Source organism: Pseudovibrio exalbescens (genome assembly GCF_028737195.1).
Taxonomy (GTDB): Bacteria; Pseudomonadota; Alphaproteobacteria; order Rhizobiales; family Stappiaceae; genus Pseudovibrio; species Pseudovibrio zosterae.
Genome location: NZ_JAQZAJ010000005.1, coordinates 304,228 through 326,865, shown reverse-complemented (window position 1 = coordinate 326,865; position 22,638 = coordinate 304,228). Strand labels below are relative to the sequence as shown.

The window sequence follows — 22,638 nt, the reverse complement described above, 5'->3', positions numbered from 1 at the left end:
TGTTGTTGCTACAAACAAAATCAAAGTGAGTAATCGCTATGCACACTGAACTCTACGACATCCGCCCGTTGGCGGAACGTAGCCCGGTTCACGCTTCTTTGGAGCATGAACACGTCAACGCTCTGGTTTCTTCTCTGGTAGAGCTTTTAGAAGATCACTCTTCCCTAAAGGAAAGACTTGCTGAGGTATCTGGTGGCGACTGGTCAGACCATGTCTATCGGATGACCCAGTTCTGGAAGACGGCGCTGTTACGCTGCCAGAGCTACACTGGCCGGCCCGCATATCTGTTTTCAAACAAGGCGCATTTGTTCCAGCAGGATGATCTGGATCAGTACAAGGCTTTGTTCCGCACGGCATGCGCCAAGACCATTCCCCTGCCGGCTCAAGCGGCTGTGGTCAAGGTTGCAGACACTGTTGCAGATAGCCTCAGTCAAGCTATGTTCGGTACTCCACGGACGATGGCAGCTTAACGGTCGGTATCATCCAGACCAACGCTGCTGGAATGAGAGGAATACTGATCGAATGACAGATGCTGCTAAACAAGCAGAGGTCGAGCTGCCGGTGGGCGAGTTGACCACGCGCACGATGGCAATGCCAGCAGACACCAATGCCTCCGGCGACATTTTCGGCGGCTGGGTTGTGTCTCAGATGGATATTGCCGGGGGTATTTGTGCAGGACAGTTTGCACAGGGCCGCGTTGTTACAGTTGCCATCGACAGCATGACCTTCATCCGACCAGTAAAAGTTGGTGACGTTTTATGTGTCTACACTGAGGTGACCAAGGTAGGCCGTAGCTCAATGGAGCTGAACATCGAAGCCTGGGCCTTGCGCCACCGCTTTGGCCTTCGCGAACGCGTGACACGCGCCAAGTTCACCTTTGTGGCAGTGGATGACGAGGGACGTCCGCGCGAGATCAGCGAAGAACAGCGCAAAGCCTTTCCGGACTAGTTTGAACGGCGGTTGGGCTATAAACGGAAGAGCCTGCGCGCTTAGAGGGCGGGCAGGCTGAGTGGCTTGCGACGAAATTTGCTTCGCAGGGCGTCATACTCACGCGGTCGGCGCAGCACTGTCTCCGCGAACAATCCCTCATCGATCACGGTCGAGCATCCCTTGCTCCACAGATTGACCAAGGTGCCATAGCGCTCAGCGCGTTCCTCTGCTGACAGGAGAGGGATTGCATCGTTCTCGGCTGGTTTGGGAAGGCGGCTTACGATGCCCTTGTGCAGCACAAGGCAATCGAGCAGATAGGCGGCTGTGAACTCACCGCAAAGATGCGCCACCGCTTCACGCAGTGCAGACGGCACATGGTCGTGAATGCGAGTTTGCCACTGGGAGTGGGGCTGTCCTGTAAGATCTAACAAATAATCCTCCATCGGTTTCCCGAGGAGGACTGGCGCAAATTCCATTTCAGTACCGCTTTGTTGCCGATCTCTCGAAGTTGCCTTCAAGTTTCAGCCGCATCCCGATTGCGGAAACCACCTTGCCCGGTAAGGCAGGTTGGCGAGGGCGCCAGCCCTTCTCTTGATGATGCATTCGGTATGCCACTGGAACTTGAATAAATCAAGACCTCGCGTCGGCGGTTTTCTATGGTCTGTGTATAGCGTCAGTGCCATCTCAGGCGACTTTAGCAGCCAAACGTCAGAGTCTCGTTAAAACTGGGCAACTTAGGGGCATTGGCCGGTTGAAGCCGCCTCTCTCCGCAGGTTTTGTGGTTCTTCCCCAAGAGTTCTTCATAGATACGCGTTGCGCACTGCAATCGGGCCTTTGCGGCAAGACGGTTCCAGACAGCGCGAAAGCGGGTGCCGGATAGAGCTGTCGCCCCTATTCAGAGCCAAGTCGCAGGCAAACATAAAAGGCGGTCCTGCAGAACCGCCTGGATCGTTCTTACTCGGCCAAGCCTTACAGCTCGCTAACCTTTATGGTGAGCTTTCCCTTGTTGCTGCCGTCAAACAGTTTGTTGATGGCAGTTGGGGCGTTCTCCAGACCTTCCACCACATCAAGGCGGTATTTCAACTGACCTTTCCCAAGATACTCACCGACTTTACCCAGGATTTCCCCAAAGCGATGCCAGTGATCAGTCATTACAAAGCCTTTCATGGTAAGCCTTTTCTTGATCATAGCGCTTAGCTCAGGACCAGCGGGTGCCTCTGTGGAATTGTAGGTCGAAATCAATCCACAAAGCGCGATCTTGCCGTGGGCCTTCATGTTGTAGAGCGCCGCCTGAAACGGAGCGCCGCCGACGTTTTCAAAATGGATGTCCAGACCGTCTGGGGCAAAGTCGTGAATGCCCTTCATCAGGTTGTCGGTCTTGTAGTTCAGCGCCGCATCAAAGCCGAGCTCGTCCGTCAGCCATTTACACTTCTCTTCGCTGCCTGCAATGCCGATAACCTTCAGGCCGTCGGCTTTTGCCATCTGCCCCACCAGAGAGCCTACCGAGCCGGCCGCCCCGGTAACGCATAGGGTCTGGCCCGCCTGAGGCTCCAGAATCTCCTTGTAGCCACAGTAGGCTGTGGCACCGGCGAGCCCCAAAACGCCCATATAGGCATCCATCGGAACGGCCTGTGGAAGCACGTTCACTTCCTCCGGTGCTACATCAGCATACTGTGTCCACCCCAGAAAGCCTGAAACCCAGTCGCCTTCCTTCAGCTTGTCGGTCTTGCTCTGCGCCACGATGCCAGTGGCAATGCCGCGCATGGTGCTGCCAAGCGGAATTGGCGGCACATAGCTGTTTTCATCCGCACTCATCCAGCCGCGCATTGCCGGATCAAGAGAGAGGTAAACAACACGAATGCGGGCCTTGCCCTCTTCCAGCGCCTCCAGCGTTTCGGTGCGAGCTTCAAAGTCCGTTGGCTTAATGTCGCCGATTGGGCGTGCAGCCAAGAGAATGCGTTGGTTTTGCATCTATGCCTCCTATAGGTGTATCTGCATACACATTGCCATTTGCAAAAAGTTATCTCTATAGTCGATTTGGAAAGCTAAATTTGCAGAAAGTGCAAAAGTGAAATCTACCCGGTTACTCTGTTTCATCAAGGCCGCAGAGCTTGGCAGCTTCTCGGCAACGGCCACAACGTTGAACATGCAAGTGTCGTCGGTGACGCGTCATGTCACGGCACTGGAAGAGGAGCTGGGCGCGCGCTTTTTCAACCGATCACGCAAACGCATCACGTTGACTGAGGCAGGTGGCTTGTTCCTGCCGTTTGCCAAGCGGATCTTGGAGGAGGAGAGGCGTGCAAGAGAAGCGGTCAACGGGCTGCAAACAGCCCCAACAGGTGAACTGACCATCAGCTGCACCCGTGCTTTTGGCGAATATTGGCTTGCCGCGCGCCTGCCGAAATTCATGGAGGCCTTTCCCCATGTGCAGCTAGCGCTTCAGTTTGACGATCGCGTCATAGACCTGAGTTCAGAAGGGGTTGATCTTGCCATTCGCATTGGCGTTCTTACCGACAGTGGCTTGATCGCACTGCGAATTTTGGAAAATGAGTTTCTTTTGGTGGCGTCGCCGGACTATTTGGAGCGGCACGGGACGCCACAAACGCTGGCTGATTTGGCAAAGCTCCATGGCGTCTGGCTTGCCTACCCCAGGTGGTCGAACTTCCGCGTGCTTGGTCAAAAGGACATGGATTTGGTTCTACCGCAGCGCATCGAGCTGAACACGCCAGCCTCCATTCATCAGGTCGTCAGAAATGCGGGCGGCATTTCCGCGCTGCCAACGTGGATGGTGTCGGAGGATGTGGCGTCGGGCCGCCTTGTCCCGCTTCTCACATCCTACCGATTTTCACCTTACGAGAGTGACAACAGCGCTGTATACGCGGTTTATCAGGAACGGCGGTTCATGCCGCCCAAAATCCGGGCCTTTCTGGATTTTCTCAAAGGGGAGGCCGCGCACACCAAGCCTAGTTGATGTGTTTGTAGGCCTCGTCACCCCAAAGCTGGTTGACACGCTGATCACGTCCACAGCGGAAGCGGTAAAATTTGTACTTTATCGGGCTCTTTTTGTAGTAGTCCTGATGATAGTCCTCTGCGGGATAAAACATCGCGGCGCGTTCAATCGGGGTTACGATTTGCCCCTCTGCTTTGCCGGAGGCGTTAAGGGCCTGCTTGGAAGCTTGGGCTGCGCGCAATTGTTCTGCGCTTGTGGCGTAGATGGCAGTGGAATAGCTGAAGCCACGGTCACAGAACTGCCCTCCTGCATCTGTCGGGTCAACGCTGTGCCAGAACACGTCCAACAGTGTGTCGTAGCTCACCCTTTCCGGGTCGTAGGTGATCCGCACCGCCTCCCGGTGCCCTGTCCCACCCGCGGTAACCTGCTGGTAAGTTGGGTTCTGCACGGAGCCGCCGATGTAACCCGACGTCGTGTCCAAAACGCCCGGCAGCTTGTCAAAGTCTGATTCAACACACCAGAAGCATCCGCCAGCGAAAATGGCGGTTTGCGAAGCGGCGCTTGCTGGCGAGGCGGCAAAAAAAGATGCGGCGATCAAGGAAAAAGTGACAGCGCGGCGAAAGTTCAAGGCAAGCTCCCATTACTTGATGAAGATGAACTGGATACTACTCGCTGGGGGTACGACCGCCTAAACACCTCGGTTCACAAATGGGTGACGCTCGCAACTGGGCCGAGGTTCTCACAACTTCGGGCGAGAAACGTCAACGCCCATACTGTGAGACGTCCTGATGCGAGATTTTTCATCTCGCGAGAAGAAGGAGAGTGATGGGATGCCAGTGCAAAACAATGCAAGCCTCCAGATCATCAATGTAAACAACATTGGCTTCGGCACCATCCGGCTTCAACCGCAGGCGTATGTCAGCCAGTTTCGCTACAATCTGGAATTTGAGGACGGTCAGTTGCCCAGCATCTATTTTGCTGCCAACCCGACCGTGTCAAACTACTCAATGCGTTTGCGCCCTTTACATGAGCATGGCTTCTGTCCCACTAACGGCGGTACGCGTATGTATTTTGCAGTTGCTGGTTTGCAGATGGAGAATCCTCGCAATGCTTTAAGCACCAATCTGGAGCAGGTGACGGGGAGCATCTACAAGAGCAAGTATTATGTTTTTATAAAGCTCGGTGTCTCGCAGACTGATTTCATAGCAGCGATTGCTGCCCTACAAACATCCTCAACCCAAATGTCCACGCAGGAGTTGCAGGAAGCCAACGCAGCGAAGAACGTGACCGGGGCAACTCGAACGGTCTATGTGAACGAAGGGACTTTGGCAGGCACGTTCTGGGCGCATAAGCATTCTGGTTGGGAGAGCGGCCTTATGGGTTCCAGCGCAAACAAACTCTATCGACCCATGGAACTGATGGATTTCTCGATTCAGGGGGGAGATGTGGCGCAAGCTCAAGGTGTAGGGGATCAGTACGCGAACAGTTTAAACCTCATTCCCACCGACAGCGCTAATGTGCACTCAGGCCATTCCTTGATTGATCCGGAGAAGCTGCGTGCCTACTACATTGCACAGGCTGATCCAGCGGGCACGGGTAACATCACGGGCACAGAGATTTGGAACAACCTGTTTCGGTTGGGACAGTACCAGCAGTTTCACTCGCTCTATGCCAATAACGGGCAGGTATCGAGAACGGAAATTGTACCTGGGTCCCAAACCTTCCCCTTAAGCATGTTCCGCTACTACCCAAGCTATAACCGCAATATTGACACAGCGACCATGTCAACGACACAGCGACAGTACATTTGTTCGCTGATCGGAGGTTTTGTGAACAACTGACGGTAATCAGGGTTGCCCCCAAACCACTAGGTTAAAGAGCGGCAATTTCCTCGTTTTGATAGATCGCAAGGCCCTCAGCCGGGTGCGCTGCGACTTCGATCATCGCTTTGGCGACTTGTTCTGCCGCAATCGGGCGGTAGCGTTTGAGCGGGCCTAAGAGGAACAAGCTCAAAGGGCTCAAGATCGCTGCCGCAAGGCTCTCCTTCAGGCGGTACTCATTGCGCTCCCCGATCAGAATCGAGGGCCGAAAAATGCTTGTCCGCGGAAATCCAAGGTCGGCGACCGCCTGCTCAACTTCCCCTTTGGTACGTAGATAAGCGCTAGGGCTTCCCGGGTTTGCGCCGAGAGAAGACACCAGGAGTAAGTGCGTCACCCTATTGCCGTGCGCAATCTGTGCCAAGGTATGGACCAAGGTGAAGTCAACGGCCTGAAACGCTTCCCGTGAGCCTGCCTTCTTGTGGGTGGTGCCAAGGCATGAAAACGCGTCATCGCCCCTGATGAGCGCATTTAGAGCATTTGTATCGGCAAAATCTACGAGATGTTCGTCCAGCTTGGAATGTTCGATGCCAAGGGAGCGGCGCACAAGCACCGTTACCTTGTGGTAGCTCTCATTTGCCAACAAATGGCGCACCAGGTTTGAGCCAATCAATCCACTTGCGCCAAACACAATGGCGGTTCTCTCAGTCATATCGGCTCCTTCATAAAGGGGCATCTCAACGGCGGGTGAGGATGTCTGTTCTAAACTTGGGGTTTAGGCTGGGTTCCTGCAACGAAAAAGTATGGCCTGCGACCCACGAAAAAGGGCGCCCCGAGGGACGCCCTAAATCAGCGAGCTGAGGCTTCCTTAGAAGCCCATGCCGCCCCCTGATCTTGTCCTTGGACCAGTCGCGCCTTCAAAGGCATGGCGGCAAGCCACGAAAAAGGGCGCCCCGAGGGACGCCCTTAATCAGTCAGCTGAGCTGAGACTTCCTTAGAAGCCCATGCCGCCCCCTGATCTTGTCCTTGGACAAGTCAAACCTGCAAAGGCAGGGCGGCGGGCCACGAAAAAGGGCGCCCCGAGGGACGCCCTTAATCAGTCAGCTGAGCTGAGGCTTCCTTAGAAGCCCATGCCGCCCATGCCGCCCATGTCGCCGCCACCCATTGGAGGCATTGGGGAGTCCTTCTTAGGAAGTTCGCCAACCATTGCTTCTGTGGTGATCAGCAGACCGGAAACGGATGCTGCATCCTGCAGAGCTGTACGAACAACCTTGGTTGGGTCGATGATGCCGGCCTCAACCATGTTCACGTACTCTTCGGTCTGAGCATTGAAGCCGAAGTTGCCGTCGGTGTTTTCCATAACCTTGCCAACTACGATGGAGCCTTCAACACCAGCGTTTTCAGCGATCTGACGGATTGGAGCTTCCAGAGCGCGCAGAACGATCTTGATACCAGCTTCAATGTCAGCGTTGTCGGAATGCAGCTTTGCAACAGCATCCTTCGCACGCAGAAGAGCGGTACCACCACCTGGTACGATGCCTTCTTCAACCGCTGCGCGGGTTGCGTTCAGAGCATCGTCGATGCGGTCCTTGCGCTCCTTAACTTCGATTTCGGTTGCACCGCCAACGCGGATAACTGCAACACCGCCAGCAAGCTTTGCAAGACGCTCCTGCAGCTTTTCGCGGTCGTAATCGGAAGTGGTTTCTTCGATCTGAGCCTTGATCTGAGCAACGCGTGCTTCGATGTCGCCCTTGTCGCCAGCGCCGTCAACGATGGTGGTGTTTTCCTTGGAGATGTTTACCTTCTCCGCAGTGCCCAGCATGTCGATGGTGACGTTTTCCAGCTTGATGCCCAGATCTTCAGAGATCACGGTACCACCGGTCAGGATCGCGATGTCTTCGAGCATTGCCTTGCGGCGGTCGCCGAAGCCAGGAGCCTTTACAGCAGCAATCTTCAGGCCGCCGCGCAGCTTGTTGACAACCAGAGTTGCCAGAGCTTCACCTTCAACGTCTTCTGCAATGATGAGCAGAGGACGAGAAGACTGAACAGCGCTTTCAAGGATTGGAAGCAGAGGCTGAAGGTTGGAAAGCTTCTTCTCATGGAGAAGGATCAGTGGCTTTTCCAGGTCAGCGATCATCTTTTCAGCGTTGGTTACGAAGTATGGAGACAGGTAACCACGGTCGAACTGCATGCCTTCTACGACTTCCAGTTCGGTTTCCAAAGACTTGGCTTCTTCTACGGTGATAACACCTTCGTTGCCAACGCGCTGCATTGCTTCTGCAATGTCTTTACCAACCTGCTCGTCGCCGTTAGCGGAGATGGTGCCAACCTGAGCAACTTCATCAGAAGTGGAGATCGCCTTGGAGCGTGCTTCCAGATCTGCAACAGCTGCAGCAGCAGCCAGATCAACGCCGCGCTTCAGGTCCATTGGATTCATGCCAGCAGCAACAGCCTTGGCACCTTCCTTAACGATTGCCTGAGCCAGAACGGTTGCAGTTGTTGTACCATCACCAGCGATGTCGTTGGTCTTGGAAGCAACTTCACGCACCATCTGTGCGCCCATGTTTTCGAACTTGTCTTCCAGTTCGATTTCCTTCGCCACGGAAACACCATCCTTGGTGATGCGTGGTGCGCCGAAGGACTTGTCCAGAACAACGTTACGGCCCTTAGGACCGAGCGTTACCTTTACAGCGTTTGCGAGGATGTCTACGCCCTTGAGCATCTTGTCGCGGGCTTCGGAACCAAACTTGACTTCTTTAGCAGCCATCAGTCTTGTCTCACTCTAAAATTCGTTGAAATTGAAGGATTTGGATCGGACAAATGGGGGGCGAATTACGCCACTACGCCCATGATGTCGGATTCCTTCATGATCAGCAGATCTTCACCGTCGATCTTGACTTCGGTGCCGGACCACTTGCCGAACAGAACGCGATCACCAGCCTTAACGTCGAGAGCGATCAGCTCACCGTTATCCTTGCGTGCGCCTGGGCCTACTGCAAGAATCTCGCCTTCCTGAGGCTTTTCCTTAGCGGTGTCTGGGATGATGATGCCACCAGCAGTCTTTTCTTCAGACTCGATGCGGCGAACGACTACGCGGTCGTGTAGCGGACGAAACTTCATCTTGGTTCTTCCTCTCATGCGGGGCGTCCCTCTTAGGCAACGCCGGAACGCAACTGTGAAACTTGTGTTTTGAGAGTTCGCGGAGCGAGCTCCGCAGCAATTAGCACTCCCTCATGCAGAGTGCTAACAGCCAATGCGGATGTAGTTTTAGGGCACGTCAGTGTCAAGAACGCTTCCGGAAAATTTTTAAAATAATCGCGCAAGTGCGCGGGCCGGAATGGACACCGAGGTTGAGGGAATGTGCGCTTCAAACGTGACAAAACCGTGATGCATCACGAAAATTGCGTAGATGCACCACCTTAGATTCAACGGGGGACGGTTTGGGTTATTCTACAGGGCCATTCATGGAGAATGGCAGTTCGAAGGACCCGGTTTTGTCGGAGTTCAGGTCGTTGATTCGAACCATGAGTGTGTAGTCACCTTCTTGCAGACCCTGCAGGCCGAATTGGAGTGACGTCTGGAACTCGTGTACCCGTTTGCGGCTGCTGTTTTGCAGTTGCGCGAAATCTTTCTGAGAAGCGAGGATTTGACCGGTCATGTTGCGCAGCTCAAAATCAACGCTAAGGTTGATGTTATAGGCGCCATCTGCCTCGCGAAATGCGTAGCCGACAGGTTCAGCGTAAACGATGATTGGCTCATTCTGATCGAAGACCGCTGCGTCAACGGGATCAAAATCGCCGTATCCTTGCGCCGGGGCCTTTGCAAAGGTCTTTTCAGTAAAGCTGAGGGGAGATTGGTCCCACGCGTTTTGGAACACCTGCTGCGCGCTCGCTAAGCTGTTAGATGGCTCAGTGCCTGCGGTCTCGGAAGCTTGAGCCGGACTCAAGGCAAGCATGGCCAACAGTGCGGGCACAGCCGCATACTTCACAGTGTTCTTTTTTGCTACCAGGTCGCGTGGCATCCCTAAGCCCCCTTAAAACCAACGGCGTCGGTTTTGAATAGTCTTGGGCGGTGCATATACCGCTTAAACCTAGACAGCACAATAACCTAGGACAATTTGAAGGGCTTAGGTGGGAGGGGTGGTTAACAGGCCTGACGTTCAGCCCACGATTGTTTTTTGCGATAAATGGTTGAAGGGCTGATTTCCAGAGCTGCGGCAGCCTGTGCGATGTTGCCTTCAAAAACGGCGAGTGCGTTTTCAATGATGCGCTTTTCCTGCGACCAGAGCGGCTCAACTGAGCTGAACCGCTCAGATATGGTTTTGCGCATGTCGAGCGGGTCATCCAGCGGCGTAAAACCAACCTTTTCAGCAGGGCGAAGGTGCGCGGGCAGCATGTCCGCCGTAACTGCCAGACTGTCGTGCATGACGGTAATCTGGCGGATCGTGTTTTCCAGCTCGCGTACATTCCCCGGCCAGTTATAGGCCCGCATCAGTGCCTCCGCATCGGCCGTGAAGCCTTGAAAGCGCTTGTTTTCTTCGCCTGCAGAGCGGAGCAGGAAGGTTTTTGCAAGCTCAATCACATCGTCCTGGCGCTCACGGAGAGGCGGAAGGTGGATCGGCAAGACATGGAGGCGATAGAACAGATCTTCCCGGAAACGGCCTTCATGAACTTCAACAAGCGGGTTGCGGTTGGTTGCGCAGATAATGCGCACATCCACCTTGCGAAGAGAGGTTTCTCCAACGCGCTGATAAGTCCCGGTTTGCAGGAAGCGCAACAGCTTGGTTTGGAGCTTCAGATCCAGCTCACCGATTTCATCCAGAAATAGAGTGCCGCCATCGGCCAGTTCAGCTGCACCTTGGCGATTTTCAGTCGCGCCGGTGAAAGCGCCGCGAACATGGCCGAAAATTTCGCTTTCCATAAGCTCGTGAGGAATGGCAGCGCAATTGATGGCGATGAAAGGCTTGGAGCTGCGCGGGGATCGGTTGTGAAGGGCTTGGGCTGCCAGCTCTTTGCCCGTACCGGACTCTCCGGTAATGAACACAGGCGCTGAGGAGCCAGCCATTTTAGTAATCTGGTCGTAGACCGCTTTCATGGTGTCACAGGAGCCAACAAAGCGCTCAAAACGACATTCTGAGACTTGTGGTACCTTGGAAACCGGTGGAGCAGGGCGTTTCGCCGGCGCGGACTTGCGTCGCCGCCTGGTGGACAGGTGCGCCTCCAGCTTGTCGGAAAGCGCCTTTTGCGAAAACGGCTTGATGATGAAATCGTGAGCGCCAGCGCTCATGGAGCCTAGTGCACGGGACACGGAGCCCTTGCTGCTCATGGCCAGCAGGATAGCCTCAGGACAGGCCATCGTGATGTCCACGAGTGCTTCTTCCCCGCCTAGCTTTTCAAGATCCACCAGAACAACGTCAACGGCGGCAACGCTCAGCTGATCAATCAGCGCATTGCCTTCTTGAAACAGGAGCGGCGTCTCGTCGATGAACCCCGTACCTTGCAACAGTTTTGCCGTTTGCGCGGCACTGGCGAGGTTTTGGTCCAGCACACATGCGGAAAACCCATGCATACCACTTGTGTAGCTTCCCATAACGCGGGGGACCTCCATGCTTTGGCCATTTGAAATTCATTAGGTGCCTATTGCATGGGCTAAGTTTCTAAAAACAGGGTAAACAAAGTGTTGCCAGAACAAGTCTAGACTCCTGTTTTGGCTTGAAAACTCCCGATACAGCGAAAAAATGAAGGAAGCTAGGGGGATGCGGCGGCACAATTTGCGTAAACGTCGCTGCCGCCATTGCGTTCAATGCCAACGCCAAGCTCATTGAGTGAAACATAAAGCTGCTGAGTGAAGGCTGTTTGGCCGAGTTGTTGTCGCAAGATACATTGCGGATGCGCAAAAATCTCCGGCTCTGTGGCCCGCAGCGCATTTGCGAGCTGCTCCACTTCGTCGTCCTCGCCTTTTGCATCTGCCACAAGAATTTTCACCAGCCAAGCCAGAGGGTAGCTCTCTGGCCTTAAGCGCAGACCTGTTGTGTAGGCCTCATCGCTGCGCCCTCGAGAGTAATATGCCAATGCCAGAAGCGCATCAAACCGGTCTGGGTAAGTGATGTTTGGCGTGGTGATGGAGTTGAGGACTGTAATTGCCTCTTCCCAGTCGTTAAGGATCAAGAGCTGCTGGCCGTAGTCGGAAAGCACTGTTGGATCGAACTGGTTGAGCTGCATCGCGTTCTGACCGCGCACGCGGGCTTCCTCAAGTTCGCCTTGAGCAAGTGCATGTAGCATCTGTGTTGACTGGTATTGGGAGGTGAGCTTGCTTGCTGGCTGTATCCGGTCGATCAGAATCTCAGCGCGTTTTATCTCCTCGCCGCTGCTGCTGCCCTCAAGAATAGCGCGCAAAAGCAAGATGTTTGCCGAAGCAAGTAGGGCCGGGTCAAAGTCTGGATGGTCTCTCGTAAGCTTGGTCAGGCAATCTTCAATGTCCCGGATCTCATGGGGATATGCAAACCGGTTGGCCACCACATACTCGGCGTCAACAACGCAGCTGCGCCCGCGATAGGGGGTCAGGCTGTAGGCGCTGGAGTTGCGGTTAACCTGCGGGCGCAACATGTCCGGGCTCATCATGGCCTGCACTGCAGAGCGCACAAGTTGGGCGCGCGTTTGCCACGGTGATATCGCTATGGAGCCCTTCGAGTTGAACCGCCGACGGATAAACGGGATGCTGCTTTCTGGCTCATCTACGCGAAACGAAAATGCCGTGGTCCCGTTATGCGCATAGTAGATGGCACCGGAGATAATCTGCGCTCCTTCCTCTTCTGCGGAAAAGGCTTCTTTTGCCATCGGCATCCGTTGAACTGTAGACTTTAGCAGGCCTTTGATCTCTTGAGCGGACTGAACCATTTCGGTGCGCGTTGAGCCGGAAGCAATTTGATCAACAAAAAGGCTGGGCATGGAGATCGCGCCCGGCGTGAAAACAATGGTTTCGTGGCTTTCGCCGTAAAGATAGCTGAACAACGCCTGGCCGGGCTTGCTGAGAACCGCAGCTACAACCAGCAACATCAGCACCAGCATGGACAAGCCGATACTTAGAGCCAGCCGTTGCTTGTAGAGTTTTTGCTGCTTGCCCAAAAGATAGGCGACCGTGTCGTGGCCGCCGCCTCCGGGCAAGTTGGACACGGGCGAATGCACCGCTTGCTGGACTTCGTGTGTCTGACTGGGCGCGGGGTCATCACGCCTCGTGAACAGGGGCGAATACGTTCCAACCGGCATGGCGATGTGAATGGGATCATTGCGCCCACTGCCATTGTAGTATTCCTCAAGCCGTTTTCGAAGCCGGGATGCTTCCACTCGGACGATCGGATCGTTTGCCGGATTGAACGAGGAAGGGCGCCCCAAAGCTGTGGTCGCAATCGTGTAGCCTTTGATCAGGTGACCTTCGCCACCCAGTTTGGCCTCAACAATAAATCGGAGAAACTGACGAAGTTGACTAACTGAGTTGAATTCATCACTGCCAAGAATGCGCTCTAAAGCATCGCGAATTTCTTTTTCCAAGATTTCCGCAGGTTCAGCGGGCTTCGCATCGGCACTCTGCCCATGCGGTAACTCATTTAATTCCGCAAAACCATTAGTTTGGTCCATACAAGTGGCCTGTTTTCATTCTTATATTTGCATGATGTAGACTTGCAGCGATCCTAAACCACCCTGTGCATCATCACCACATTTTATGTCTTTATCATTTAAGTAGATGAAATTTACGCAAAATTGCGGAAAAAAAGTGATGAACTCTCCGTCAGCTTTCCCCGTTAAATTTTAAACCTTGAAATACTAGGGATGTTACGGGGGACAACGCTGGTTTTCCCCCCAATTAAAGCGCTTGGGATTCGAACGTGTCGTGCAAATGCGGCAAAATCCCTGCACATTGGGCGCGATTCGACGCAGGGTATTAAAAAACGGTATGACCAGGTCAGCGACACTCTTTATTTTTGGATGCATGATGATTGTGGCCGTCTCATGTGGACTGGTCCTGGTATTCCAATTTCAGCGTCCTTTTGGGGAGGCTGCTGCGGTATCTCTGGCCTTGATGTGCACCATGATGGTCATTCATCTGGTCATGTCTCGCACGCAAGAGAAAGACGATATCGCTGATACGGTTGAGCGACTGGAAGACCGCCTTTCAGAAATTGATGATGATGTGGTTAACCTCGAAGGTCGCATGAGCGGTATGGAGACAAACCTGCCACACCGCACCCGTCAGGAAATCGACCCGTTGTTTGCTGAGGTGGAGGTGATCGGCACGCTGGTAAAGCAGATGGCGGAAGCCATGGCCGACATCGAGACGCGTGTTGAAGATCAATCGGCAGCAACAGCGGCATTGGCTGGCGCCTATCCCGCGCAACAGGCCTTGCCAAATGCGCAGGCCCAGATTGCTCAACATCCGGCAGCAGTTCAGCCACAGCCTGCAGCCTATCAGCAGCAGCCAGCAATGGCTGGAGGTGGTGTTGCGGAAGCGGTTGCCGAAGCACAGGTGCACGCCCAAGCCCAAGCTGCGCAGTCTCAACCTGCTCCGGAAGCAGTACAATCCGCTCCTCGCCGACCAGACCCGCGTATTCCACGCCCGGATCCCGCCATGGCGGCAGAAATCAGCGCCGCGCTGGATGCTGGCCGCGTTGATCTGTATCTGCAACCCATCGTGACGCTGCCGCAGCGCAGGGTTCGCTACTACGAAGCTTTAAGTCGCCTGCGCCGTCTGGATGGCGAAACACTGGAACCTGTCGAGTTTCTTGCAGAGGCAGAACGCACTGGTCAGATGCCTGCCATCGACAACCTGCTGCTGTTCCGCTCCTTGCAGATTTTGAAGCGCCTATCCTCACGCAGCCGAGAGGCCGGTCTTTTCTGCAATCTTTCGCCAGCAACCTTGGTGGATGAGGACTTCTTCCCCGGCTTCCTAGAGTTTGTACGTGCCAACGAGAGCTACTCTGACCTGCTGATCTTTGAGTTTTCTCAGGCGCATGTTGCGTCCATGGGTCTCCTTGAGAACGAGAGCCTTGCCGCGCTGGCTGATCTTGGTTTCCGTTTTTCCGTGGACCAGATCACGGACCTTCGCATGGACTTCCGTGGGCTTGCGGACAAGGGGTTCCGCTTTGCCAAACTCAACGCGGCGCGCTTGCTGCAACGGGATGACAGTTTGGCCCAAGGCAATATCCACCCAGCAGACTTCGGCAGCTTGTTGCAGCGTTATGGCATCGAGCTGATCGCGGACCATGTGGAGCAAGAGGGTGAAGTGACCGAGCTGCTGGATATGGACATCCGCTGCGCTCAAGGCTTCCTGTTTTCGCCGCCTCGTCCTGTGCGAGCAGACATTTTGCAGGGGGCGCCAAATCCACGCCCTATAAAACGCGCTCAGGCCGGATAACGCAGAAAGTTACCCGGTCTGGCATTGTTCAGTTCGTCAAAAAGAGGCGCTTACTGGCCCGCTGCGTTTGCCTCATCGCCGAAGGGACCAACGGTCACAATGGCGGGCTCAACCCCACTCAGAAGCTTTTTCGAGACAGCCTTTACATCGTCAAGCGTAACTTCGTTGATCAAGTCGTTGCGCGTGTTGATGTAGTCGATGCCTAGCTCCTCGGTCTGAATTCCAACCAACTGGTTTGCGATGGCGCTGGAACTGTCGAAACGCAGCGCATAGGAGCCGGTGAGGAATGCCTTGGCCTTGCTCAGCTCATCCTCTGTTGGTCCTTCTTCCGCAAGACGCACCAACTGCTGTTTGATCAGATCGACAGCGAGGGGTGCCTTGTCGCCTGCGGTACCCGTTGAGCCCATCCAAAGAGCGGTATGCTGGCGTGGTACCAGATATGAGCCAACCCCATACGCAAGGCCGCGCTTTTCCCGGATTTCTTCATAAAGCCAAGAGGAAAACGTGCCGCCGCCCATTATGTGATTGGCGATAAAGGCATTTACGAAGTCAGGGTCGCTGCGCTTCAAGCCCGGCAGCGCGAACATGATGGAGGTTTGCGGGGTGTCAAAAGCAATGTGCTCGACAACGCCGGTTTGGGGCCCCACATCCTCAATGGTCGTCAGATTGCCAGTCTCAGGCAAGCCACCGAACACCTTGTCTAGAAGCGGTGCAAGGTCTTCTGCACTGATGGCCCCAACAACGCCCACGGTCAGACCATCACGGGCAAAGATCTTTTTGTGCTGGTCCGCAAGATCATCTGCTGTCAGAGTTGTCACTGTTTCCAAGGTACCGCTGCTGGGCCAGCCGTAAGGATGGTCAGGGAACAGGGCTTTGGAAAAGGCCAGTCCGGCTACGGAGTCCGGGCGCTTTAGAGAGCGCTCAATTCCAGCAAGAGCCTTAGCCTTCATCCGTTCAAGAGGCTGCTGGTCAAATCGAGGGCTTGTCAGTGCGGCATGGACGAGGGCACTGGTCTCGTCTTTGTTTGCCGCAAGCGTCTTGTAAGACCCATAAAAGTAATCTCGGCCCGCCGAGAACGACAGTTCCATGGTCAGGTCTTCCAGCTTTTGCTGAAATGCCTGCGAGTCCATCTCTCCGGCACCCTCATCCAGCATTGTGGTAAGGAGGGAGGTCAGACCAAGCTTGTCCTCGGGGTCTTGCGAAGTGCCGCCCTCAAAGGCGAAATCCATAGCAATGATCGGAACTGTATAGTCCTCTACAAGCCATGCCTTGATCCCGCCGGGGCTTTCGACTTCCTGAATCTCAATGGCCGCAGCAGGTGTTGCTGACACGCCTGCAAGGAAACCAAGGCCAACGATCGTCCCAACCGCACCTGCGCGCAGAGACTTCCATACATTTTTGCTGTTGTGATACATGGGATCTCCGGTCTACTGGGTCACGGTGTTTTCTGCTGTCTCGCGCTGTGGCGGCAGCAGATAAGCGCGAATGGATGGGCCTTCCAGATACTTCGCGGCCACACGCTGCACGTCTTCAGGTGTCACAGCGGCGATTGATTGAGGCCATTCCTGAACTTCTGCAACGCTTGAGCCAGTCGTCAGGGCTGTCCCGAAAATACGGGCCATGGTTCCCTGATCATCTTGAGCGTAGATGGTTGAAGCGAGCATGGAACGCTGACTGCGTGCCACTTCCTCTTCAGTCACGCCGTTGGTAATCAAGTCTGCAATCACTGCCCGGATCTCGCGTTCCAACAGCTCAAAATTGGCAGGATCCTTCGGGATGCCATAGATGCGAAACTCACCGGAATCCAAAGCGGTAGATCGATAGTAACTCCCCACCTCAGTGGCAAGCTGGTCTTCAACCGCAAGCTTCCTGTAAAGGCGGCTGTTGGTGCCTCCGCCCAAAATGTCAGCGAGCACATCAATTGCCGCCGCCTCAGCTTCGGTGTCGGAGTTGTAACTCGGTACTAGCCACGCCTCTTGAAGCGTTGGTTGAGCGACCTGAGGGTCTTCCATCGTAACGGTTCGGTTGCCCGGGAGGATCTGAACTGCAGGTCTGACACGTTCGCCGGGTTCGGCTCGGCGCGCTACTTTGCCGTAAGTCCGTTCCGCAGCGCCCATCACTTCTTCTGGGCTAACATCGCCAGCCACGATTAATATGGCGTTGTTTGGCGTGTAATACCTGTCGTAGAACGCGATTGCGTCCTCAAGGTTGAGCTGCTTGATTTCGCTCTCCCAGCCGATAACCGGAACACCATAGGGGTGGTTGGGGTAGAGCATCTGGTCAAGAGTTTCTCCAAGGCGGGCGCTCGGGCGACGGTCGGTACGCTGCGCACGTTCTTGCAAGACCACATCTCTCTCAGGCGCAACTTGCTCGTCGGTCAGGACGAGATTTTCCATACGGTCCGCCTCATAGCGCATCATGGTTTCTAGATGCTCTTTGGCCACGCGTTGGAAATAGGCGGTGTAATCTTGGGAGGTAAAAGCGTTTTCGCGCCCACCGACCTCAGAGATCACGCGGGAGAACTCTCCCTCGGGCGCATTCTTGGTGCCTTTGAACATCAGGTGTTCAAGAAAATGAGCAATGCCAGACTCGCCCGGTGGCTCATCTGCCGCGCCGACCTTGTACCACACCATATGGGTCACGACGGGTGCGCGATGATCTGGAACAACGACAACCTTCATGCCGTTTTCCAATTCGCTTTCAAAGACATCGCCCCCAATGCGAATTTCGCTGAAATCCTTCGCATTCAGCAACTGAACGGGCTCTGCCGAGGCCGGCATGGCTAATCCGAGTGAAAGGATGAGGAGGGCAGCGGTTTTTATTGCTTTACGAGTGCCAACCACGAAAGGGTCTCCTTCATTGTTTCTGCAATTCACTGCATGCCTTCGATATAGACCGAAAACCCGTTTAGGCACCGTGAAATTTTCGTAATCTTGTTACGCCTTCGGGAAACTGGCACATAAAAAAGGCGCGGAGCATGCTCCACGCCTCAATAAAACTTGATAAGCCGTAAGTGGTCAGTCGTAACGGCTCAGATCTATCGGTTTGCCAGACTCGATCGCGTCTTTCTCGCGGCGGGCGCGAATTTCTTCGCCTTGGTCGATTTCAGGCGCAACCACTTCGAAACCCTCAGCTGGAGTGCTGTAAGCAAGTGGCGGCTCGGTCAGGTACCGGCGCTGTGGCTTACACTCTTCTGGGTTTTCAATGCAGTAGTTTGTTGTCTCAGCAACTTTTTCGCCCTTGGCGGAGCGGTAGCGCTCGTGAAGGGCGCGCATTTCTTCCGGAGTGAGTTTTTCACCATCCAGAAGCTCTTCCTCTCGGCGCTCTGCCGCATAGTCGCGCTCTTTGCGCTGCCTTGGATCGCCATACTGCTCACGCAAGGCGAGGTGGCCTTGCATCTGCTCTGGCGTCAGTCGGCCGTCGTCACCGGTCTTGTAGAACTCACGCAGCTTAGCGATTTCCGCTGCGCGACGATCTTCAGGCCAGTTTTCTGCCTGTGCGGTCAGGTTGATCTGCTCAGGGGTCGGCAGGTTCTCCATGTTTGGTGGCATCACCAGAGAACCGCGCTCCTTATATTCAATTGGTGCTGAACTACCGCTCGTGCCGATGAGCGTCTTCTGAATGATGCCGCTCAAACCTGCATCTGGATCTTCCGTTCCATCGCTGAAGTTGTCGGCGCTCATGCAGCCGGCGAGTCCCAGCCCGATGGCGCACAGAACAGAGCTTCGAAGAATGAATTGTCTCGTTGTGTTCTGCACTTTTAAAAATCCCTGATTGCAGCAACGGTGCCCGACCGTTCAAGTGCCCCAAAACCCACAGCGCACTGAAATAGTTCACAAAGGCATGCACCAGACTCTTGCACGACGTCAAGCGCTCTTCCGATAAAACTGATTGCCCTGAATACCTCTGGTATCATGTATACCACATTTTGAGGCAGCATTAGGGCTATGACTTCTCGGATTTCTTTACGAAAAAGCTGTCATAGATGAGGCCAATGGCGCCGAATACAATGAAAACGTCCGCAATGTTGAAGACGTACCAAGAAAAAGTGCCCACGTGGAAATGCACGTAATCCACCACCATCCCGTAGTAGATGCGGTCAACGCCGTTGCCAAGCGCCCCGGCAAGAATGAGGCCAAGGCTCACCGCGAGCAGCTTATCCTTTGTTTTGGCACCCCAAATCCAAATGAACACGGAGGCCAGTACCGTGAAAATCGCAAGTGCCCAGCGGCCAAAGTCGCTGTCCTGCTGAAACAAACCATAGGAGACGCCCCGGTTCCAAACCAAGATGATGTCGAGAAACGGCAACAGGGAGATGGGCGGGTTTTCAGCCATCCGATAGATGTGGACGACCCATATCTTAACGGCCTGATCTAGGACCAGGCCGATAACTGCAAGTGTCGCGATCAAGGAACTAAAGCGTCCCCATAAGAATCGGTCTTTCAGAGCTCTATCCCTCAAGTGCTTTTGCGAGGATGAAAAAGTGCTGCGTTACGCAGCACCTTCCAACTCACGCATTGCCTGAGCGTCGCGCAATGTCAGCTCAGGATAATCTGCATCCGTGCCAACTTCCGGCAGGATCTTCCAGGAACGGGCGCATTTCTGTCCCACTGCAAGACCCGGAACCACGCCAACACCTGCAACGTCTTCCAAGGTGAAAGCGTCCGCTGGTGCGGCTTCAGTTGAAACGGTTAGCTGAGATGTAATGGAGATCTCAGCAAGATCCAGACCCTCCAAGGAAGAAAGCAGCTCTGCATCGGTGATGTGAACCACCGGATGTGCTTCCAAAGAGGAGCCAATGCGCTTTTCACGGCGTTCGATTTCAAGCGCACCCGTGATCACGCGGCGAACCTTGCGTACCTTGACCCATTTAGAGGCCAGCTCATCATTGCGCCATGCCGCCGGAACTGCAGGGAACTGCTGCAGGTGCACGGACTGTGCATCCTGACCGTAGCGATAGCCCCAGCACTCTTCAGTGGTGAATGGCAGAATTGGTGCCATCCAGGTCACAAGATGACGGAACAGCTGTTCGATGACATAGAGCGAGCCCTTGCGCTTTACCGAAGAGATCGGGTCACAGTAAAGCGTATCCTTGCGGACATCGAAATAGAACGCGGAAAGCTCAACAGTCATAAAGTTGAACAGCACAGAGAACACACGTTTGAAATCAAAAGCGTGGTAGGCATCGCGAACCACGGTGTCCAGCTCGGCCAGACGGTGCAGCATTAGTTGTTCCAGTTCCGGCATGTCCGTAACCGCAATTTCCTCGCCTTTGAAGTGAGCAAGTGAGCCCAGCATGAAGCGCAGGGTGTTGCGCAGCTTGCGGTAGGCGTCCACGTTGGTCTTGATGATCGCAGGGCCGATGCGTTGATCTTCAGCATAGTCAACAGAACCAACCCAAAGACGCAGGATATCTGCGCCGTACTGCTTGATCACATCCTGAGGGGCGACGGTGTTGCCCAGAGACTTGGACATCTTGCGGCCATGTTCATCCATGGTGAAACCATGGGTCAAAACCGCGTCATAAGGTGCGTGGCCTCGAGTGCCGCAGCTTTCAAGCAGGGAAGAGTGGAACCAACCGCGGTGTTGGTCTGTGCCTTCGAGGTAAAGAACATAGTCTTCACCGCCCAGTCCCTTGCGGTTTGGGTTCAGGTCTTCGCGGCGCTCCATGCAGAAGGCATGGGTGGAGCCGGAATCGAACCAAACATCAAGAATGTCGTCAACCTTCTCGAACTCTTCCGCGTTGTACTCGTTACCGAGGAAACGCTCCTTTGCGCCTTCTGCAAACCATGCATCGGCACCTTCTTCGCGGAAAGCCGCGCTGATGCGGGCGTTCACTGCTTCGTCTTTGAGAACGTCGCCGGTCGCCTTGTTGACGAAGATGGAGATGGGCACGCCCCATGCACGCTGACGAGACAATACCCAGTCCGGGCGCGTCTCGATCATGTTGTGAATGCGGTTTTGGCCACTTGCAGGCACAAAGCGGGTCTCGGAAATCGCCTTCAGGGCGCGGCCGCGCAATGTGTCCGTTTCACTTTCCAGCTTCTTGTCCATGTAGACAAACCACTGAGGTGTGTTGCGGAAGATCAGTGGAGCCTTGGAGCGCCAAGAATGCGGATAGGAGTGCTTTACCTTACCTCTTGCGATCAGAGCGCCAATGTCCGTCAGCTTTGCAATCACAGCCTTGTTGGTGGAGCCTTCACCGCCCTTGCGGTTCAGGATGTATTCGCCCTGGAACAGCGGCACATGCGGGTAATAAGAGCCATCTTCCTGAACGGTCAGCGGAACCTGCTCCGTACCAGCCTTGGCAAAGGCTTCACGGTTGTCGAGGAACATCTGAAAGTCCTCCGCGCCGTGACCTGGTGCTGTGTGCACGAAGCCCGTACCGGCGTCGTCCGTAACATGGTCGCCCGCCAGAACTGGCACGAAAAAGTCGAAGTACCCATCGGTGCCGTCAACGCCGCGGAATGGATGGCCGCAATATTCGATCTTGGATGGGTCAACATCAGAAACACGCTCAAACGCCGCGACGCGGGCGGACTTGAACACGTCCTCAGCCAACTTGTCAGCGATGATCAGTTCATCGCCGACTTTGGCCCAGTTGTCTTCCGCAGCCTCGGTGACCTTGTAAAGGCCATACTCAATCGCCTTGGAGAAGGAGATTGCGCGGTTTGCTGGGATCGTCCATGGCGTTGTGGTCCAGATTACCACGCTCTTGCCAACCAGCGCGTCATCCCCGGTAAGCACCGGGAAACGAACCCAGATGGTGTGAGATTCGTGGTCCTGGTACTCAACCTCAGCTTCTGCAAGTGCGGTCTTTTCTACGATGGACCACATGACCGGCTTGGAGCCACGATAAAGCTGACCGGACATGGCGAACTTCATCAGTTCTTCGGCGATCACCGCTTCACTGTCGAAGTTCATGGTCAGGTATGGATTGTCCCAGTCACCCTCAATGCCAAGGCGCTTGAACTCTTCGCGCTGCACGTCAATCCACTTGGCTGCGAAATCGCGGCATTCCTTGCGGAACTCGTTGATTGGGACAGCGTCTTTGTTCTTGCCCTTTTTGCGGTACTGCTCTTCGATCTTCCATTCAATTGGAAGGCCGTGACAGTCCCAGCCAGGCACGTAGTTGGAATCGTAGCCCTGCATCTGCATGGAGCGGGTAACGATGTCCTTTAGCACCTTGTTCAGGGAGTGGCCGATGTGGATGTTGCCGTTTGCATAAGGAGGGCCATCGTGAAGCAGAAATTTTGGCTTGCCAGCGGATTGCTGACGCATCACGCGGTAAAGGTCCTGATCTTCCCAGCGCTTCAGAATATTGGGCTCATTCTTTGGCAGCCCGGCACGCATTGGGAAATCGGTTTTAGGTAGATTGAGCGTCTCGGAATAGTCTCGGCTCACGGTCTCGGTCATCTTTAGGATCCGCAGTTCAGGGCTTCAAGCCCTCTAGCAATTGGGCAGTAATGCGCAGTGCTCGCGCATCAACTCATAGAGAAGGGCTGTCGCATGGAAAGTGCGTTGAGCCCATTG

19 protein-coding genes and 1 riboswitch are annotated in these 22,638 nt (G+C 54.7%); of the genes, 5 read left to right on the top strand and 14 right to left on the bottom strand.

Annotated features, from left to right (window positions below; genetic code table 11):
• Positions 1-38 precede the first annotated feature (38 nt).
• Positions 39-470: a hypothetical protein gene (locus PUV47_RS15640; protein ID WP_274219515.1), complete on the top strand. Its 432-nt coding sequence runs from the start codon at positions 39-41 to the stop codon at positions 468-470.
• Positions 471-522: 52 nt separating this feature from the next.
• On the top strand, positions 523-948 hold the full coding sequence (locus tag PUV47_RS15635) for an acyl-CoA thioesterase (RefSeq protein ID WP_274219514.1): 426 nt from the start codon (positions 523-525) through the stop codon (positions 946-948).
• A gap of 41 nt (positions 949-989) precedes the next feature.
• On the opposite strand, the gene PUV47_RS15630 is transcribed toward PUV47_RS15635, so the two are convergent.
• Together PUV47_RS15630 and PUV47_RS15625 are read right to left on the bottom strand one after the other, a co-directional pair.
• Positions 990-1,361 (bottom strand): hypothetical protein, encoded by a 372-nt coding sequence (locus PUV47_RS15630; protein WP_274219513.1) that lies wholly within the window; start codon positions 1,359-1,361, stop codon positions 990-992.
• A 46-nt stretch (positions 1,362-1,407) separates the two neighbouring features.
• Positions 1,408-1,533: riboswitch (SAM-I-IV-variant riboswitch) on the bottom strand.
• Between the two features lie 366 nt (positions 1,534-1,899).
• Positions 1,900-2,901 (bottom strand): NADP-dependent oxidoreductase, encoded by a 1,002-nt coding sequence (locus PUV47_RS15625; RefSeq protein WP_274219512.1) that lies wholly within the window; start codon positions 2,899-2,901, stop codon positions 1,900-1,902.
• Between the two features lie 97 nt (positions 2,902-2,998).
• Here PUV47_RS15625 and PUV47_RS15620 point away from each other — a divergent pair, with 97 nt between their 5' ends.
• On the top strand, positions 2,999-3,901 hold the full coding sequence (locus PUV47_RS15620; protein WP_274219511.1) for a LysR family transcriptional regulator: 903 nt from the start codon (positions 2,999-3,001) through the stop codon (positions 3,899-3,901).
• Here the strand turns inward: PUV47_RS15620 and msrA are convergent.
• Complete coding sequence (gene msrA / locus PUV47_RS15615) at positions 3,894-4,508, bottom strand: peptide-methionine (S)-S-oxide reductase MsrA (protein WP_274219510.1); 615 nt, start codon at positions 4,506-4,508, stop codon at positions 3,894-3,896. The two genes, PUV47_RS15620 and msrA, sit on opposite strands and share 8 nt — an antisense overlap.
• 160 nt (positions 4,509-4,668) lie before the next feature.
• On the opposite strand from msrA, the gene PUV47_RS15610 reads away from it, so the two are divergent.
• Positions 4,669-5,721 carry a hypothetical protein gene (locus PUV47_RS15610; protein ID WP_274219509.1) on the top strand — a complete coding sequence of 351 codons (1,053 nt, stop codon included), beginning with the start codon at positions 4,669-4,671 and terminating at the stop codon, positions 5,719-5,721.
• A gap of 31 nt (positions 5,722-5,752) precedes the next feature.
• Here PUV47_RS15610 and PUV47_RS15605 read toward each other — a convergent pair whose 3' ends face one another.
• From PUV47_RS15605 to PUV47_RS15580, 6 genes are all read right to left on the bottom strand, one after another.
• Positions 5,753-6,409 (bottom strand): NAD(P)H-binding protein, encoded by a 657-nt coding sequence (locus PUV47_RS15605; RefSeq protein ID WP_274219508.1) that lies wholly within the window; start codon positions 6,407-6,409, stop codon positions 5,753-5,755.
• Between the two features lie 408 nt (positions 6,410-6,817).
• Positions 6,818-8,464: a chaperonin GroEL gene (gene groL / locus PUV47_RS15600; RefSeq protein WP_274219507.1), complete on the bottom strand. Its 1,647-nt coding sequence runs from the start codon at positions 8,462-8,464 to the stop codon at positions 6,818-6,820.
• Between the two features lie 65 nt (positions 8,465-8,529).
• Positions 8,530-8,817, bottom strand: a complete 288-nt coding sequence (gene groES, locus PUV47_RS15595; protein WP_274219586.1) for a co-chaperone GroES — start codon at positions 8,815-8,817, stop codon at positions 8,530-8,532.
• A 325-nt stretch (positions 8,818-9,142) separates the two neighbouring features.
• Positions 9,143-9,718, bottom strand: a complete 576-nt coding sequence (locus PUV47_RS15590; RefSeq protein ID WP_274219506.1) for a hypothetical protein — start codon at positions 9,716-9,718, stop codon at positions 9,143-9,145.
• Positions 9,719-9,840: 122 nt separating this feature from the next.
• Complete coding sequence (locus tag PUV47_RS15585; protein WP_274219505.1) at positions 9,841-11,286, bottom strand: sigma-54-dependent transcriptional regulator; 1,446 nt, start codon at positions 11,284-11,286, stop codon at positions 9,841-9,843.
• A 158-nt stretch (positions 11,287-11,444) separates the two neighbouring features.
• Positions 11,445-13,331, bottom strand: a complete 1,887-nt coding sequence (locus PUV47_RS15580) for a tetratricopeptide repeat protein (protein WP_274219504.1) — start codon at positions 13,329-13,331, stop codon at positions 11,445-11,447.
• A gap of 451 nt (positions 13,332-13,782) precedes the next feature.
• On the opposite strand from PUV47_RS15580, the gene PUV47_RS15575 reads away from it, so the two are divergent.
• Entirely contained in the window at positions 13,783-15,105 is a 1,323-nt protein-coding gene (locus PUV47_RS15575) for an EAL domain-containing protein (protein ID WP_337994506.1), read from the top strand.
• A gap of 50 nt (positions 15,106-15,155) precedes the next feature.
• On the opposite strand, the gene PUV47_RS15570 is transcribed toward PUV47_RS15575, so the two are convergent.
• From PUV47_RS15570 to ileS, 5 genes are all read right to left on the bottom strand, one after another.
• Positions 15,156-16,520 carry a M16 family metallopeptidase gene (locus tag PUV47_RS15570; protein ID WP_274219502.1) on the bottom strand — a complete coding sequence of 455 codons (1,365 nt, stop codon included), beginning with the start codon at positions 16,518-16,520 and terminating at the stop codon, positions 15,156-15,158.
• Between the two features lie 12 nt (positions 16,521-16,532).
• Positions 16,533-17,948: a M16 family metallopeptidase gene (locus PUV47_RS15565; RefSeq protein ID WP_274219501.1), complete on the bottom strand. Its 1,416-nt coding sequence runs from the start codon at positions 17,946-17,948 to the stop codon at positions 16,533-16,535.
• A 174-nt stretch (positions 17,949-18,122) separates the two neighbouring features.
• Positions 18,123-18,788: a hypothetical protein gene (locus PUV47_RS15560; protein ID WP_274219500.1), complete on the bottom strand. Its 666-nt coding sequence runs from the start codon at positions 18,786-18,788 to the stop codon at positions 18,123-18,125.
• A 262-nt stretch (positions 18,789-19,050) separates the two neighbouring features.
• Entirely contained in the window at positions 19,051-19,515 is a 465-nt protein-coding gene (gene lspA / locus PUV47_RS15555) for a signal peptidase II (protein WP_274219499.1), read from the bottom strand.
• An 81-nt stretch (positions 19,516-19,596) separates the two neighbouring features.
• On the bottom strand, positions 19,597-22,521 hold the full coding sequence (gene ileS, locus PUV47_RS15550) for an isoleucine--tRNA ligase (RefSeq protein ID WP_274219498.1): 2,925 nt from the start codon (positions 22,519-22,521) through the stop codon (positions 19,597-19,599).
• Positions 22,522-22,638: the final 117 nt, after the last annotated feature.

What these genes read in the sequence shown, in the direction of transcription:
- PUV47_RS15580 (WP_274219504.1), bottom strand. Translation starts at nt 13,331, where the DNA reads ATGGACCAAACTAATGGTTTTGCGGAATTAAATGAGTTACCGCATGGG.
- PUV47_RS15585 (WP_274219505.1), bottom strand. Translation starts at nt 11,286, where the DNA reads ATGGGAAGCTACACAAGTGGTATGCATGGGTTTTCCGCATGTGTGCTG.
- PUV47_RS15610 (WP_274219509.1), top strand. Translation starts at nt 4,669, where the DNA reads ATGCGAGATTTTTCATCTCGCGAGAAGAAGGAGAGTGATGGGATGCCA.
- ileS (WP_274219498.1), bottom strand. Translation starts at nt 22,521, where the DNA reads ATGACCGAGACCGTGAGCCGAGACTATTCCGAGACGCTCAATCTACCT.
- PUV47_RS15590 (WP_274219506.1), bottom strand. Translation starts at nt 9,718, where the DNA reads ATGCCACGCGACCTGGTAGCAAAAAAGAACACTGTGAAGTATGCGGCT.
- groL (WP_274219507.1), bottom strand. Translation starts at nt 8,464, where the DNA reads ATGGCTGCTAAAGAAGTCAAGTTTGGTTCCGAAGCCCGCGACAAGATG.
- PUV47_RS15640 (WP_274219515.1), top strand. Translation starts at nt 39, where the DNA reads ATGCACACTGAACTCTACGACATCCGCCCGTTGGCGGAACGTAGCCCG.
- PUV47_RS15560 (WP_274219500.1), bottom strand. Translation starts at nt 18,788, where the DNA reads ATGAGCGCCGACAACTTCAGCGATGGAACGGAAGATCCAGATGCAGGT.
- groES (WP_274219586.1), bottom strand. Translation starts at nt 8,817, where the DNA reads ATGAAGTTTCGTCCGCTACACGACCGCGTAGTCGTTCGCCGCATCGAG.
- PUV47_RS15570 (WP_274219502.1), bottom strand. Translation starts at nt 16,520, where the DNA reads ATGTATCACAACAGCAAAAATGTATGGAAGTCTCTGCGCGCAGGTGCG.
- PUV47_RS15625 (WP_274219512.1), bottom strand. Translation starts at nt 2,901, where the DNA reads ATGCAAAACCAACGCATTCTCTTGGCTGCACGCCCAATCGGCGACATT.
- PUV47_RS15575 (WP_337994506.1), top strand. Translation starts at nt 13,783, where the DNA reads ATGATGGTCATTCATCTGGTCATGTCTCGCACGCAAGAGAAAGACGAT.
- PUV47_RS15605 (WP_274219508.1), bottom strand. Translation starts at nt 6,409, where the DNA reads ATGACTGAGAGAACCGCCATTGTGTTTGGCGCAAGTGGATTGATTGGC.
- PUV47_RS15635 (WP_274219514.1), top strand. Translation starts at nt 523, where the DNA reads ATGACAGATGCTGCTAAACAAGCAGAGGTCGAGCTGCCGGTGGGCGAG.